Below are 15,165 nucleotides of genomic sequence, written 5' to 3'. Positions count from 1 at the left end.
GCACTGTAAGAATAGGGGTGACGTTCGTTGAGTATCAAACCTGAAGAAATCAGCTCATTGATTAAACAACAGATTGAAAACTATAAATCCGATATGCAAGTGGTTGACGTAGGTACAGTCATTCAAGTAGGGGACGGTATCGCTCGTGCTCACGGCTTGGAAAACGTAATGGCGGGCGAGTTGCTCGAGTTCGCTAACGGCGTTCTGGGCTACGCGTTCAACCTTGAAGAAAGCAACGTAGGTATCGTTATTCTCGGACCTTATAAAGATATCCGTGAAGGTGACCAAGTTAAACGTACGGGCCGTATCATGGAGGTTCCTGTAGGCGAAGGTTTGCTTGGCCGTGTTGTGAACTCCTTGGGTCAACCGGTTGACGGTCAAGGTCCTATCAATGCAACGACGACTCGTCCGGTAGAAAACATGGCTCCAGGCGTTATGGCTCGTAAATCCGTTCATGAGCCAATGCAAACAGGTATCAAAGCGATTGATGCGATGGTTCCAATCGGCCGTGGTCAGCGTGAGTTGATCATCGGTGACCGTCAAACTGGTAAAACAGCGATCGCGATCGATGCGATCATCAACCAAAAAGGCAACGGCGTGAAATGTATCTACGTTGCAATTGGTCAAAAACAATCCACAGTCGTAGGCGTTGTTGAAAAACTTCGTGCTGCTGGCGCATTGGATTACACAATTGTCGTAACTGCTTCTGCTTCCGAGCCGTCCCCAATGCTTTGGTTGGCTCCATACGCAGGTTGCGCAATGGGTGAGTACTTCATGTACAAAGGCGAGCACGTCCTGATCGTATATGATGACTTGTCCAAACAAGCGGCAGCTTACCGTGAGTTGTCCCTGTTGCTCCGCCGTCCTCCAGGTCGGGAAGCATATCCTGGTGACGTATTCTACTTGCACTCCCGTTTGCTGGAGCGCGCTGCGAAATTGAACGATGAGCTGGGTGGCGGTTCCATTACTGCGCTTCCTTTCATCGAAACACAAGCGGGCGACATCTCCGCATATATTCCGACGAACGTAATTTCCATTACGGACGGTCAAATCTTCCTTGAGTCCGACCTGTTCTACTCCGGTCAGCGTCCAGCGGTTAACGTTGGTAACTCTGTATCCCGTGTAGGGGGCTCCGCTCAAACGAAAGCAATGAAAAAAGTTGCCGGTACACTGCGTGTAGACTTGGCTCAATACCGTGAGCTTGCTGCATTCGCGGCGTTCGGTTCTGATCTTGATAGAGCAACAAAAGCCCGCCTAGACCGTGGGGTTCGTACACTTGAGATCTTGAAGCAAGGCGTTCACCAACCGCTGAACCTTGCTAAACAAGTTTGCTCCTTGTACACCGTTGTTAAAGGCCACTTGGACGACATTCCAGTACAAGACGTGACTCGTTTCGAACAACAGTTCTTGGCTTACTTGGAATCCGACCGCCCGGAAATCTTGAACAGCATTAATGACGTTAAAGACATTACTGCGGACAACGATAAAGCACTTGTTGATGCGATAGTATCCTTCAAAAAGAGCTTCGCAGTTTCTGAATAATTGATGGCTGCCTGAGCTCTTCGTAAGGGGAGATCAGGTACTCCATGTTATGCCTGAGATTGGGTGCAAGCTGCCTGAGATCAGGCCTTCGAATGAAGGCTTTCCAAAGCCTCAAAAGAGAGGTGACAGGTATGGCAAAAGGAATGCGCGAGATTAAGCGCCAAATCAAATCCACACAAAACACGAAGCAAATTACGCGCGCGATGGAAATGGTCGCGGCTGCGAACTTGCGTAGAGCGCAGCAAACTGCGGAAGCGGCTCGCCCTTACTCGGATAAGCTGAAGGAAGTCGTGGCAAGCATTGCAGCTGGCTCTCGAAATGTGAAGCACCCGATGCTCCAAACGCGTGAAGTGAAGAAAACCGGTTATTTGGTTATCACATCGGATCGCGGATTGGCGGGCGGCTACAACGCGAACGTGTTGCGGAAGGTTATGACTGAGATTCGTGAAAGACATCAATCGACGTCGGAATACTCGGTTTTTGTAATCGGTCGTAAAGGAAGCAACTTCTTCTCGAAACGCAACATTCCGATCGTCGAGGAGGTTACGGGTCTTCCGGATTCTCCGAAATTCTCGGATATTAAATCAATCGCTGCTTCGGCTGTGAGAAACTTTGAGAATGGTACGTACGACCAGTTGTTCCTGGTGTACAACAAGTTCCAAAATGCGATCAGCCAAATACCAACCATGGTTCGCCTGCTTCCTATGGAAGAAGTGAAGAGCGCGACAACGGCTAGCTATGAATACGAGCCGTCTGCCGAAGGCGTACTGGAAGTATTGCTGCCTAAATATGCGGAGACGCTTATTTACAGTGCGGTACTGGAAGGTAAAGCAAGTGAGTTCGGCGCGAGAATGACAGCGATGAACTCGGCGACGAAGAATGCAACGAAGATGATCAGCACCTACACATTAGCGTACAACCGAGCACGTCAAGCTGCCATTACGCAGGAGATTGCGGAAATCGTCGGCGGTGCGAACGCGAACGCTTAATTGATAAACGGCCTCGATGGAGGCGAAGCTTTTCTTAGGAGGGAAACCATGAGCAAAGGGCGCGTTGTGAATATTACAGGGCCTGTCGTCGACGTTGAGTTCGATCGCGGACAGCTCCCTGAAATTCTGAATGCAATCAAAATTGAAAAAACAGAAAACGGACAAACGGTTTCGATCGTCGTTGAAGCGGCTGTTCACCTTGGTGACAACCTCGTTCGTTGTGTAGCGATGTCTTCCACAGACGGACTTATCCGTGGTGCTGAAGCGGTTGACCAAGGCGCTCCGATCACTGTACCAGTTGGTGCAGCGACACTAGGCCGCGTGTTCAACGTTGTCGGCGAGGCAATCGACGGCAACGATACGGTTGATCGTACATTGACGAGCCCGATCCATAAGGAAGCTCCGAAATTCGAAAACTTGTCGACCAAGTCGGAAATCCTGGAAACTGGGATTAAAGTTATCGATTTAATGGCTCCTTACGTTAAGGGTGGTAAAATTGGTCTCTTCGGCGGCGCGGGTGTAGGTAAAACCGTTACGTTGCAAGAGTTAATTCATAACATTGCGCAAAATCACGGCGGTATTTCCGTATTTGCAGGTGTTGGTGAAAGAACACGTGAAGGTAATGACCTTTACCACGAAATGAAAGATTCCGGCGTACTTGATAAAACTGCGATGGTCTTCGGTCAAATGAATGAGCCTCCTGGTGCGCGCCTTCGTGTTGCCTTGACTGGTTTGACAATGGCTGAATATTTCCGTGACGTTGAAGGCAGAGACGTTCTTCTGTTGATCGATAACATCTTCCGCTTTACACAAGCAGGTTCTGAGGTTTCCGCTTTGCTGGGCCGTATGCCTTCCGCGGTAGGTTACCAACCAACCCTTGCTACAGAGATGGGTCAATTGCAAGAACGTATTACATCCACGAAAAAAGGTTCCGTAACTTCGATTCAAGCGATTTACGTTCCTGCGGATGACTATACGGATCCGGCTCCAGCAACTGCGTTCGCGCACTTGGATGCAACAACGAACTTGGAGCGTAGCATTGCGGCTGCAGGTATCTTCCCTGCGGTAGACCCGCTTGCTTCCTCTTCCCGTGTCTTGACGCCGGAAGTCGCTGGCGAAGAGCACTATAAGGTAGCACAAGGCGTTAAACAAGTTCTTCAACGTTACAAAGAGCTTCTGGATATCATCGCGATCTTGGGTATGGATGAGTTGTCCGACGAGGACAAACTGGTTGTTACCCGTGCGCGTCGTCTCCGCCTGTTCTTGTCTCAGCCGCTTCACGTTGCTGAGCCGTTCAACGGTTTCCCAGGTTTGTATGTTCCATTGAAGGAAACTGTGCGCAGCTTCAAAGAAGTTCTTGAAGGTAAGCACGACAACCTTCCTGAAGTGGCGTTCCACAACGTAGGTACGATTGAGGACGCAATCGAGAAAGCGAAAACGCTGTAAGGTTGCCTAAGGTAACCGAACGCGTAAGCTGAGGAAGGAGAATCCAAGTGAGCACATTCCTACTTGAAATTGTTACTCCTGAGCGCAAAGTGTACGCTGAACCGGCGAACATGATTATCGCCAAGGGTGTAGAAGGGGAGCTTGGAATTCTGCCGAACCACATTCCACTGGTGACTCCATTAAAAATCAGCTCGATTACTGTGAAGAAGCAGGGCTCTAAAGACGAGATCATCGCAGTGAACGGCGGATTTATGGAAGTGCGCAAGGATAAGGTGGTTATACTGGCGGAAAGCGCCGAGCTGCCAGAACAAATCGATGTCGATCGCGCGAAAGCAGCGAAGGAACGTGCGGAGAAACGCCTTGCTGAGAAGCAAGCCAGCGTGGATTTCAAACGTGCTGAAGCGGCATTGCAAAGAGCATTGAACCGGATCTCCGTATCCGGAAGAAAATAGATCTTCGAAGAAGAGCGATGAAACCTTTGGTTTCGTCGCTCTTTTTTCATGAAAATTAGCCTCTCCAGTGCTTGGAGCAACGTGCTGTTTAGCGATTAATCCGTTTATAATAGATGCAGGGCTAAGCCGCATGCGCTCAGTCTGATTTAGGCCGCATCGACCCGGTTGAGGGTCATAAGAGTTTTGATTTTCCCATCCCGTCGTATATAATGGTTTATTATGGAAAACTAGGAAGATCCGCCAGTACGGAAATAGTCATCGACGCTCTAGAGCCTTTTTGATATAATTGAAAAGGTGATTATTACCAGTATACAAGCAGCCTGGTGAGTAGCTAAAAAAGAATGGAGGCGGTTACAATCGGATGATGTACACAAATAATTATGTGATTGTGGCGATTTTTCTGGGACTGGCGATCTTTTTGCCTATTGCGGCACTTACGATTGGTAAATGGCTAAGACCAAATAAACCTGTCGAGGAGAAGTACACGACCTATGAGAGCGGGAATGAACCCGTCGGTGAGGGGCAAATCCGTTTCAACATTCGTTATTATTTGTTCGCGTTAATGTTTGTCATCTTTGATGTGGAAACCGTATTCCTTTACCCCTGGGCTGTAGCCTATAAACAGCTTGGACTTTTTGCTTTAGTGGAAATGTGCATTTTTGTAGCCTTGCTTGCCATAGGATTAATATACGCTTGGAAGAAGAAGGTGCTGCAATGGACTTCAGTTTAGAATCAATCACGCCCGAAGAGCGGGAAGAACTAAACCGCAACGTATTTATGACAACGCTGGAGCAGGTGAAGGGATGGGCACGGAGTAATTCGCTTTGGCCGTTGACCTTTGGTTTGGCATGCTGCGCTATCGAAATGATGGGAACTGGCGGCTCCCACTATGATTTGGACCGATTCGGAGTCATCTTCCGTACGTCCCCACGGCAATCGGATGTGATGATTGTAGCGGGTACGGTTACGAAGAAAATGGCTCCTTTGCTGCGCCGTCTGTACGATCAGATGCCTGAGCCCAAATGGGTAATTGCGATGGGATCATGCGCAACTGCGGGAGGGCCGTATGTGAGGTCGTACTCTGTAGTGAAAGGCGTCGATCAAGTTGTACCGGTTGATGTGTACATACCGGGCTGCCCGCCGAATCCAGCTGCGTTGATCTATGGCATCAATAAGCTTCAGGAGAAGATTCGCTATGAAGCGAAGACCGGGAAGCGGGTGACGAATCGATGAGCGACGAGAAAAAGTTGGATGAGCAACAGGCAGACGAGGCTAAGGCTATCGAGGGAGCTGAGCCAACTGCCGCTGAGAACGAGAAGCCTGCCACTGAGGCGCAGGAGGACAAAGCTGAGGAGCCTGTGAAGGCTGAGGGCGAGGTTCCAGCGCAGGCACAGGCTGAGCCGGCGGCGCCGGCAGCGAGCGAGGCTCCGGCCGCAGAGCAAGCGCCGCAGCCCGGCGCGGACGCAGCTGCGCCAAGCGCGCCGGCCGCCGACGCTGCAGCTGAGCGCGCAGCGGCGAGAGCCGCCCGCCAAGCGGCACGGGCGGCCGCTACGCCGACGACGGGCGAGCCCGCGTCGGCCACCCCAGCCGCGGCGAGTGCTGCCGCCGGCGATGATGCCGCTGCGGCTAAGGCGCAGGCCGCCGCAGAAGCACGGGCCGCGCGTGCCAGCGCACGCGCGGCGAAGACCGATTCGGCGGAGCCTGCCGCGCCGAAGGAGCCGTCGCCGAACCAGCCGATACTGGACCGGCTGGTGGCGATCTTGAAGGCCGACGTGGGCGAGGACGCCGTCGTCGACGCTTTTATCAATGAGAAGGACGGCCATCGTCCTTATGTGGTTATCAACAGCAGAAGATGGACGGAAGCAGCTTTAACGCTGCGCGACCACGAGGAGCTGCAGTGCAATTACCTCCGCAATCTCTCCGGCGTCGACCAGGAGACACATCTGGAGGTCGTCTATCATTTGCTTTCGCTCGGGAGCAGGCGCGAGTACTGTGTGAAAGTGAAAACCGACCGCGATCAACCGAGCATTCCGTCCGCAACGCCGATCTGGCCGACGGCGAATTGGAACGAGCGGGAAGTGTATGATTTGCTCGGCATCGATTTCCCGGGCCATCCCGATTTAAGAAGAATTATGATGCCTGACGATTGGGTCGGTCATCCACTGCGCAAAGATTACGAACCGCTCGACCCGGAGGTGTAGCATTTGTTACGGACAGAAGAGCTGCTTTTAAACGTAGGCCCCCAGCATCCGAGTACACACGGCGTATTCCGTGTCATCGTGAAGCTGGACGGAGAGATCATTAGAGAAGCTATACCCGTAATGGGCTATCTACATAGAGGAACGGAAAAATTAGCTGAAGACCTCAACTACACGCAAATCATTCCTTATACAGACCGTATGGACTACGTATCGGCGATGACTAACAATTACGTGCTCGTCCATGCCGTGGAGAAAATGATGCAGCTGGAAGTGCCGGAGCGTGCGGAATTCCTTCGCTTGATCGTGATGGAACTTCAGCGGATTGCCAGCCATATGGTTTGGTGGGGCACCTATTTGCTGGACATTGGCGCGATGAGTCCGTTTCTGTACGCTTTCCGCGACAGAGAGATCATTATCGATCTGTTCAACGAGCTTTGCGGAGCACGGCTGACTTACAACTACATGCGTGTCGGCGGGGTCAAATGGGACGCTCCTGAGGGCTGGATCGACAAAGTAAGGAAGTTTGTCCCTTACATGCGCGACAAGCTTGAAGAGTACCATAACCTCGTTTCCGGCAATGAAATTTTCCTCTCGCGGATTAAAGGCATAGGCAAGTACGACGCGGAAACTGCAATTGCTTACGGACTGAGCGGGGCCAACTTGCGATGTACAGGTGTTGACTGGGATATTCGCAAGACGCAGCCGTATAGTCTGTACAACCGCTTTGAGTTCGATGTGCCTGTACGTACAGGCGGCGATTGCTACGATCGTTACCTCATTCGCATGGATGAAGTGAAGCAGTCTTTGCGCATTCTGGAACAGGCGGTTGAACAATTCCCGGCCGAAGGGGAGACCATGGGCAAGGTGCCTCGTGTGATTCGTCCGGCTGAAGGCGAAGTTTATGCGGCCATCGAATCTCCTCGCGGTGAAATCGGCTGCTATATTATTTCCCGGGGAAAGCAAGAGCCGTTCCGCTTGAAATTCCGCAGGCCTTCCTTTGTGAATCTGCAAATACTGCCTAAGCTGCTGGTTGGAGAAACGATGACAAACTTGATCACGATTCTTGGCGGCATTGATATTGTCGTTGGGGAGGTAGACGCCTAATGATGAACCTTTTGGAAGAAAGCTTAACCTGGACGAACTTTTTCATCTTCCTGTTCTGGGGTATCGTCATGCTGCTACTGGTCCTTGGCTTTGTGACGTATGCCATTTATTTCGAACGCAAAGTCATCGGCTGGATGCAGCTGCGGATTGGCCCGAACCGTACGGGGCCATTGGGGCTCTTACAGAGCGTAGCGGACGTGTTCAAGCTGCTGATCAAAGAAGATACGATTCCGCGTAAAGCGGAGCGCGAGCTTTTTATATTAGCACCGATCATCACCTTTATCCCGTCCTTCACGATTATTGCAACCATTCCTTTCTCCGATAGGTTATTTAACGCCAATCTCAACGTTGGCTTACTCTTCTACGTAGCGCTTACGGGGATTTCCACCATTGGCATTATTCTTGGCGGGTGGGCATCCAACAACAAATATGCGCTGCTTGGCGGCATGCGCTCCGCGGCGCAAATGATCAGCTATGAGGTACCGCTAGTCATTTCTGTTATTGGCGTCATTATGATGACAGGCAGCCTTAACTTGCATGCAATTGTCGACCATCAGGCAGGCGGTTTCTGGCATTGGAACTTCATTCCGCAAATTCTCGGATTTATCATTTTTGTGATTGCTGGAGTTTCCGAGTTGAACCGTACACCGTTCGACTTGCCAGAGGCAGAGTCGGAGCTAGTCGCGGGCTATCACGTTGAATACAGCGGCTTCCGCTTCGCCTTTTTCATGCTGTCTGAGTATGTGTATGTATTCGTAATTGCTTCGCTCACCAGCTTAATTTTTCTCGGCGGCTGGCATGCGCCGTTCCCGTTCCTTGATTTCATACCCGGATTAATCTGGTTCCTGCTGAAATTCTCTCTTGTCGTGTTCTTCCTGTTCTGGCTGCGCGCAACTCTGCCGCGGGTGCGGGTCGATCAGTTGATGGGCTTCGGCTGGAAGGTGCTGCTTCCATTGGCACTGGTCAACATGCTGCTGACAGCGATTATTATGACATTGATCTCGTAAGGGCGCCTAAGGATAACGACATAGCAGCAGCTTACGAAGCAAGTTTTGCTACTAGCAAAACTCCTAGGAGGGTTGCCCATGAAGGGCTTAGTGAAAGGCTTAGGCATTACGCTAAAAAGCATGACGCAGAAAAAGGTGACCTACGCATATCCTGATGTCCCCATTCAGATGCCGGACCGTTTTCGCGGTATTCAGCATTTTGATCCCGAGAAGTGCATTGTCTGCAATCAGTGTGCACGGATTTGCCCAACGGAATGTATTACGTTAACCGGCAAAGCGAATCCGGATCCGGAGAAAAAAGGGAAGGTCATCGATACGTATGACATCAACTTTGAAATTTGCATTCTGTGCGATCTGTGTACAGAGGTTTGTCCGACGGAAGCGATCGTGATGACGAACAATTTTGAACTAAGCACGTACAGCCGTGATGATTTGTTTAAAAATTTACAGTGGCTGAACGAGAACAACCAAAACATTCGTCAGGAGAACAATTCAGCCATGCCAAAAGGAGGCGCCAAAAAAGATGTTTAACGGAATTGGTGATTTCCTGTCGAGCGGATCGAGCTGGATGTTCTTCATCTTTGCGCTATTGGCGATTGGCGGGGCGATCTTCATGATTTCCTTCACCAAAGTCATTCATATGGTCATCTCGGTGGCCTTGACGTTTATCAGTCTAGGAGGACTTTACGTCTTGCTGGAGGCTGAGTTCGTAGCGTTCGTACAAGTGCTGATCTATGCCGGAGCAATCTCGATTCTGATGATCTTCGGCATTATGATGACGAAGCACCGCCAAGGCGAAGAAGAGGAACCGCGAAGACCTTGGCACGAAGGGCTCGTCATTGTCGGATCGCTGGCGCTGTTTGGCGTTTTATTTTACGCAATTCAAAAATCCAAGTTTGTAGCTACAGGCGCGTTTGATGCAGGCAAAGATAATACGATGGAGATCGGCAAGCTGCTTTACAATGAGCATGTCATTCCTTTTGAAATTATGTCCGTGCTGCTGACGGTTGCCTTCATCGGTGCCATCATCATTGCCAAGAGAGAGGAGGATTAGACGGTGGGTTCTATTGTTACTCCCTATCTCACATTAGCGGCTATCTTATTCTGTGTTGGCTTATATGGCGCACTGACCAAGAAGAACGGGGTTATCGTCTTGCTATCGATTGAATTGATGCTGAATGCGGTGAATTTAAACCTGGTGGCGTTCTCGAAGCTGGGTGACCACCCGGCACTCACCGGCCAAATTTTCTCCTTGTTCAACATTACCATTGCGGCTGCGGAAGCGGCTGTGGGAATCGCGATCTTGATTACGATTTACCGCAATAAGGGGACAACTGACGTCAATGAAATGGATTCTATGAAGCGCTAGGAGGCTGAAAAGGACATGGTATCGGACTATTCACAATACGCATGGCTCATTCCGCTGTTTCCGCTGCTTGCTTTTCTAGCGCTTACGGCTATGGGACGACAATTGAAAGATCTGGGCATTTATATCAGCATTGTGGCAATGCTGGCTTCCTTTATTGTGGCACTGCTGATTTTCGTAGAAAGACTCGGGGGACACGTCGTGGACTACACCTGGGATAAACTGAGTTGGCTCCAGGTTGGCGATTACACGCTGAAGATGGGCTTTGAAGTGAACAATCTCAACGCCTTGATGCTTGTCATCGTAACACTGGTCAGCTTGCTGGTTAACGTGTACTCCATGGGCTACATGAAAGGCGACGAGCGCATTCATGTGTTTTTCGGTTATATCGCGCTGTTCTCCTTCTCGATGCTGGGTCTCGTCATCTCCGAAAACATGCTAGAGCTTTACATTTTCTGGGAACTTGTAGGGGTGTGCTCCTTCCTGCTCGTCGGTTTCTGGTATTTCAAGCCGGAGGCCAAGGCGGCAGCCAAAAAAGCATTCATCGTGACCCGTATCGGGGACGTAGGGCTCTTCATCGGCATTCTGCTGCTGTTCTGGTATATGCCGGGGCACGCGCTGGACTTCACTTCGATTCACAATGCTTTATCCTCGAGCAAGATCGATGCAGCGATTGTGACCTGGATTGCTATCCTTATCTTTATCGGTGCTATCGGTAAGTCCGGTCAATTCCCGCTGCACACGTGGCTTCCGGACGCCATGGAAGGTCCAACGCCAATTAGTGCGCTAATCCACGCCGCAACGATGGTTGCAGCCGGGGTGTACTTGGTCGCACGTACGTTCGATATTTTTCACGCTTCACCGGATGCGCTGTTGGTCGTTGCTTACGTCGGAGGATTTACCGCCATTTTTGCCGCAACCATTGGTATTGCCCAAAATGACATCAAACGTATTCTCGCTTATTCCACGGTGAGTCAGCTCGGGTATATGATGATGGCGCTGGGTATCGGCGTTTCGTACGCCTCCGGGATGTTCCATCTGTTTACACATGCCTTCTTCAAAGCACTGCTATTCCTGGGCGCAGGCAGTGTGATTCATGCTGTACATACACAGGACATTAATGAAATGGGCGGATTATCCCGCAAAATGAAAATCACGACATGGACATTTGCCATCGGCACGTTGGCCTTGTCGGGAATATTTCCGTTTGCAGGGTTCTGGTCCAAAGATTTGATTCTTAGCGAAGCTTACGATCATAACCAATTGCTGTTCTGGGTTGGTATCATAGCTGCATTCTTTACGGCCTTCTACATGTCGCGCTTGTTCTTCCTCGTATTCATGGGCAAGCCACAGCATCACGGTGCTCATGAGCCGCACGAGTCTCCGGCGTCGATGACTACGCCGCTGATTATTTTGGCGGTGCTTGCGGTTGTGGCAGGATTCGTGAATACGCCATTTAACGAGTGGCTTAGTCACTGGCTGACAGGCCAAGACCATGAAGAGGCGGCTAATTGGACCGTCATTATTTTGTCAACATTGGCAGGTTTGCTCGGTATTGGATTAGGGTATCTGATGTATTTGAAACGCTCCATTCCGAGAGACGTGATCTCCAGCAGAGCGCCTTGGTTGTATAAGCTGTTAAACCGCAAATATTATGTTGACGAATTTTATGACGGTGTTGCTGTGAGGCCGCTCAGAGGATTAGGCTATGTGCTTGAGCTGTTCGATGTATATATCGTTGACGGCATCGTCCGACTGGTCGCCTTCGTTGTTGTCGGACTAGGACGACTAGGTGCCCGTCTACAAAATGGACAATTACAAACATATGGAGTCGTAACTCTGCTGGGTATGCTTATTCTGGCACTCGCCATTGCGGGAAGGAGGTTCATCCATGCTGGATAGCATACCGATTCTAAGTTTGATCGCGTTCTCCCCCTTGCTGGGCGTACTGGTGCTGCTCTTCATTCGTGGGGATCGAGGGAATCTTATCAAAACCATCGCAATCGCGACGACGCTGATTCCACTCCTATTGGCAGCGTGGCTGTATGTGGACTACAACTACCAAGGTGATCCACTGCAGTATAAGGAGCAGTTGAACTGGATTCAGGTTCCGCTGAATCATGAGGGTATTCAACAGCTGACATCGTATTACTTTGAATTCAAATACTCGATGGCTGTGGACGGACTCTCGCTGCCGTTAGTCTTTTTGACCGCATTCGTATCTTCCATGGCGGCGTTAGCCTCCGTGTATATCAAAAAACGCTGGAAAACGTTCTACATTCTGTTCCTGCTGCTCGAAACCGGAATGTTCGGCGTTTTCATGGCGCAAGATCTGTTCTTGTTCTTCGTCTTTTTCGAAATTACGCTTGTACCCATGTTCTTCCTCATTGGGATTTGGGGTTACATCAACCGCGAACAAGCGGCCAACCGCTTCCTGCTCTACAATGGACTCGGTTCGGCGATTATGCTGGTCGCCTTCCTGATTCTTGTCGCCACTGCCGGGTTCAGCCAGGTGCAGTCGCAGACAGAAGCAATTGTGTATTATAGCGGTGATATCCATACGATTGCCCATAACCTGTTGCAAGATGCACAGGCATATGTCAATCAAGAGGGCTCACCATTCTATCTCAGTGGAGCGATGAAAACGACAATCTTCATGCTGCTGCTCGTCGCATTCGGCATCAAGCTTCCTATTTTCCCTTTCCACACGTGGATGTTGAAGGTGCATACGGAAGCTCCGCCGTCTGTGGTCATGATTCACTCCGGCATTTTATTGAAAATGGGTGCTTATGGCCTTATTCGCTTCGGGATTTTACTGTTCCCGGGTGAAGCCAAGCACTGGGCGTGGATGCTCGCCTTACTCGGCGTCATCAACATTGTATACGGCGCCATTCTCGCCATCGTGCAAAAAGAGTTCAAACTGGTCCTGGCTTATTCCAGTATCAGTCACATGGGCATCGTGCTGCTGGGACTTGCCGCATTTAACATCAGCGGCCTGCAAGGCGCTATTTTCCAACTCATCTCGCACGGCTTAATTTCCGCGCTGATGTTCTTGCTGGTCGGCAGCATTTATGAGCGTACGGCATCCACAGATCTGGTCAGCTTAGGCGGGCTAGCCGCCAAAATTCCTTTCATCAGCGGCATTCTGCTGGTCGCTGGGATGGCTTCTCTTGGATTGCCCGGCCTATCGGGCTTCATCAGCGAGTTTCTGGCGTTCCTGGGCTTGTTTGAGACGCATAAGGTCTATACAATCGTCGGAACACTGGGAATTATTTTGGCCGCGGTTTATGTGCTTCGCGGGGTGCTGAACATCACGTTCGGCCCGATGCCGGAGCGTCTGAAACTGCAGGGACTGCGCGACGCCAGATTAATCGAGGCGGTGCCGATGATCGCATTGGTCGCTTTCATCCTTCTGCTCGGCGTATTCCCAAGCGTGCTCAGCCAGCCGCTGCAGCAAACGATAGGCAGCTTTGATCAGTTGATCCAAAGCGTAGCCGGGAAGATAGGAGGTTAGTCCGGTGGAACAGCTTCGACTCCATGTCACCGATTTAGCGCATCTGCTCCCTGAGCTTACCCTGGTCGTCACCGCGATCGTCCTATCGCTCTTGGATTTATTGATGCCAAGAAGAGTGGACCGCTCTTTAATCGGCTGGTTGTCTTTAATTGGCCTTGCCGTATCGGCAATGTTCGTTGTTTTTCAATTGAACCCCAAAGAGGCCATTTCCTTATTAAATCACAGTTATCGGGTCGACGATTTCTCAAACCTGATGAAGTTGTTTATTTTGACAGGCACAGGCTTCGTTGTCTTCATGAGTCTTGGTTTTGTCAAAGAAGACGATATCCCACATATCGGCGAATATTATTACTTCTTATTGCCTGCAGCGCTCGGCGGAATGATCATGTCCTCTTCAGGGGATCTCATTACGCTCTACGTCGGTCTGGAGCTGCTGAGCATTACGTCCTACTTACTCGTAGCGATGAAGAAGAAGAGTCAACAGTCGAACGAAGGCGCCTTTAAATATTTGGTCATGGGCGGGATCGCCTCGGCGATTGTTCTATACGGCATGTCGTTCCTGTACGGGATGACGGGGACAACCAACCTGCAAGAAATCGGGGCAGCCCTCCCGAATATCCTTGCTTCTTACGAAGCTTTGATCTACGTCTCCTTCTTCCTGCTGCTGGCTGGATTCGGCTTTAAAATCGCCGCTGCACCGTTTCACACATGGGCGCCGGACGTCTATCAGGGCGCACCGACACCGGTCACGGCTTTCCTGGCGGTTGTCTCTAAAGCGGCTGCATTTGCCATACTATTCCGAGTGTTCTACATGCTATTCGGTTTCAGTAGTTTCGAAGGCAGCAGCATTCAATCTGACGTATTCCTGGCCATATCGGTAATGGCCGCAATCGCTATGGTGACAGGGAATTTCATCGCCTTGAAACAGTCCAACATGAAACGGTTGCTGGCTTATTCCGGAATCGCTAATGCCGGCTATTTGCTGGTACCCGTAGGCATCTATTTTTCAGGCACGCATTACAGCAATTTCTCGGAGTTCATCTATTATTTAATCGCCTATCTGTTCATGAACATGGGGGCTTTCGCAGTACTGATGATTATCGAGCAGGCGGAAGGCCACACAGAGCTCAAAGGCTTCGCCGGTCTTTACTACAGAGCGCCGTTAACAGCGGTTGCGATGGTCTTGATTGTGCTATCTTTGGCGGGTCTTCCCGTAACGGGCGGTTTCTTCGGTAAGCTGTATATTATGCTGGGCACGATGCAGACACACCAATATTGGCTGGGCGCGCTTATGATCGCTACCAGCGTCGTGTCGTTCTACTATTACTTCGGTGTGGTTCGTCAAATGTTCATGCGCAGCGACTATGGCTCTACAGAAGTGAAAGTATCCGTTCCGCTCGGCATTACCGTATGGCTGTGCGCGATTGTCGGAATCGCCTTGGGCTTCATGCCGCAGCTGGTGCTGAAAGGCATTGAATCCATTTTTACCTTAACTAAAGATTTCATGATTATGTAAAATAACTCTATATCGAAACCTTCTCAGC

16 protein-coding genes are annotated in these 15,165 nt (G+C 50.5%); 15 read left to right on the top strand and 1 reads right to left on the bottom strand.

The window, feature by feature from the left end:
- Positions 1 to 27: 27 nt before the first annotated feature.
- The 6 genes from atpA to O9139_RS24830 all read left to right on the top strand — a co-directional run bounded on the left by atpA (position 28) and on the right by O9139_RS24830 (position 5,662).
- The gene (gene atpA, locus O9139_RS24855) at positions 28 to 1,542 is read left to right on the top strand and encodes a F0F1 ATP synthase subunit alpha (RefSeq protein ID WP_270884449.1); all 1,515 of its coding nucleotides are present in this window, start codon (positions 28 to 30) and stop codon (positions 1,540 to 1,542) included.
- A gap of 131 nt (positions 1,543 to 1,673) precedes the next feature.
- Complete coding sequence (gene atpG, locus O9139_RS24850; RefSeq protein ID WP_270884448.1) at positions 1,674 to 2,531, top strand: ATP synthase F1 subunit gamma; 858 nt, start codon at positions 1,674 to 1,676, stop codon at positions 2,529 to 2,531.
- 48 nt (positions 2,532 to 2,579) lie between these two features.
- Positions 2,580 to 3,977 carry a F0F1 ATP synthase subunit beta gene (gene atpD, locus O9139_RS24845; protein ID WP_270884447.1) on the top strand — a complete coding sequence of 466 codons (1,398 nt, stop codon included), beginning with the start codon at positions 2,580 to 2,582 and terminating at the stop codon, positions 3,975 to 3,977.
- Between the two features lie 47 nt (positions 3,978 to 4,024).
- The gene (locus O9139_RS24840; protein ID WP_270884446.1) at positions 4,025 to 4,429 is read left to right on the top strand and encodes a F0F1 ATP synthase subunit epsilon; all 405 of its coding nucleotides are present in this window, start codon (positions 4,025 to 4,027) and stop codon (positions 4,427 to 4,429) included.
- Between the two features lie 364 nt (positions 4,430 to 4,793).
- Positions 4,794 to 5,159 carry an NADH-quinone oxidoreductase subunit A gene (locus tag O9139_RS24835; RefSeq protein ID WP_270884491.1) on the top strand — a complete coding sequence of 122 codons (366 nt, stop codon included), beginning with the start codon at positions 4,794 to 4,796 and terminating at the stop codon, positions 5,157 to 5,159.
- Complete coding sequence (locus tag O9139_RS24830) at positions 5,144 to 5,662, top strand: NuoB/complex I 20 kDa subunit family protein (protein WP_270884445.1); 519 nt, start codon at positions 5,144 to 5,146, stop codon at positions 5,660 to 5,662. Before O9139_RS24835 ends, O9139_RS24830 begins: the two co-directional genes overlap by 16 nt.
- Here O9139_RS24830 and O9139_RS24825 read toward each other — a convergent pair.
- Entirely contained in the window at positions 5,598 to 6,011 is a 414-nt protein-coding gene (locus O9139_RS24825; protein ID WP_270884444.1) for a hypothetical protein, read from the bottom strand. The genes O9139_RS24830 and O9139_RS24825 overlap by 65 nt on opposite strands.
- A gap of 178 nt (positions 6,012 to 6,189) precedes the next feature.
- On the opposite strand from O9139_RS24825, the gene O9139_RS24820 reads away from it, so the two are divergent.
- The 9 genes from O9139_RS24820 (at position 6,190) to O9139_RS24780 (ending at position 15,137) form a co-directional block, all read left to right on the top strand.
- Complete coding sequence (locus O9139_RS24820) at positions 6,190 to 6,630, top strand: NADH-quinone oxidoreductase subunit C (protein ID WP_270884443.1); 441 nt, start codon at positions 6,190 to 6,192, stop codon at positions 6,628 to 6,630.
- A gap of 3 nt (positions 6,631 to 6,633) precedes the next feature.
- Complete coding sequence (locus tag O9139_RS24815; protein ID WP_270884442.1) at positions 6,634 to 7,734, top strand: NADH-quinone oxidoreductase subunit D; 1,101 nt, start codon at positions 6,634 to 6,636, stop codon at positions 7,732 to 7,734.
- On the top strand, positions 7,734 to 8,741 hold the full coding sequence (gene nuoH, locus O9139_RS24810; RefSeq protein ID WP_270884441.1) for an NADH-quinone oxidoreductase subunit NuoH: 1,008 nt from the start codon (positions 7,734 to 7,736) through the stop codon (positions 8,739 to 8,741). Before O9139_RS24815 ends, nuoH begins: the two co-directional genes overlap by 1 nt.
- A 78-nt stretch (positions 8,742 to 8,819) precedes the next feature.
- Complete coding sequence (gene nuoI / locus O9139_RS24805; RefSeq protein ID WP_270884440.1) at positions 8,820 to 9,272, top strand: NADH-quinone oxidoreductase subunit NuoI; 453 nt, start codon at positions 8,820 to 8,822, stop codon at positions 9,270 to 9,272.
- Positions 9,265 to 9,795: an NADH-quinone oxidoreductase subunit J gene (locus O9139_RS24800; protein WP_270884439.1), complete on the top strand. Its 531-nt coding sequence runs from the start codon at positions 9,265 to 9,267 to the stop codon at positions 9,793 to 9,795. The genes nuoI and O9139_RS24800 overlap by 8 nt, the downstream gene beginning before the upstream one ends.
- A 3-nt stretch (positions 9,796 to 9,798) precedes the next feature.
- Positions 9,799 to 10,110: an NADH-quinone oxidoreductase subunit NuoK gene (gene nuoK, locus O9139_RS24795; RefSeq protein WP_270884438.1), complete on the top strand. Its 312-nt coding sequence runs from the start codon at positions 9,799 to 9,801 to the stop codon at positions 10,108 to 10,110.
- A gap of 15 nt (positions 10,111 to 10,125) precedes the next feature.
- Positions 10,126 to 12,009, top strand: a complete 1,884-nt coding sequence (gene nuoL / locus O9139_RS24790; protein WP_270884437.1) for an NADH-quinone oxidoreductase subunit L — start codon at positions 10,126 to 10,128, stop codon at positions 12,007 to 12,009.
- Positions 11,999 to 13,621 carry a complex I subunit 4 family protein gene (locus tag O9139_RS24785; protein ID WP_270884436.1) on the top strand — a complete coding sequence of 541 codons (1,623 nt, stop codon included), beginning with the start codon at positions 11,999 to 12,001 and terminating at the stop codon, positions 13,619 to 13,621. Before nuoL ends, O9139_RS24785 begins: the two co-directional genes overlap by 11 nt.
- A gap of 4 nt (positions 13,622 to 13,625) precedes the next feature.
- Positions 13,626 to 15,137 (top strand): NADH-quinone oxidoreductase subunit N, encoded by a 1,512-nt coding sequence (locus tag O9139_RS24780; RefSeq protein ID WP_270884435.1) that lies wholly within the window; start codon positions 13,626 to 13,628, stop codon positions 15,135 to 15,137.
- Positions 15,138 to 15,165: the final 28 nt, after the last annotated feature.

Origin of the sequence: Paenibacillus aestuarii (genome assembly GCF_027789125.1) — a bacterium.
GTDB classification, from domain to species: Bacteria; Bacillota; Bacilli; order Paenibacillales; family NBRC-103111; genus Paenibacillus_E; species Paenibacillus_E aestuarii.
Note: the sequence above shows the minus strand (reverse complement) of the source record. Positions and strands in the feature narration are given on the sequence as shown.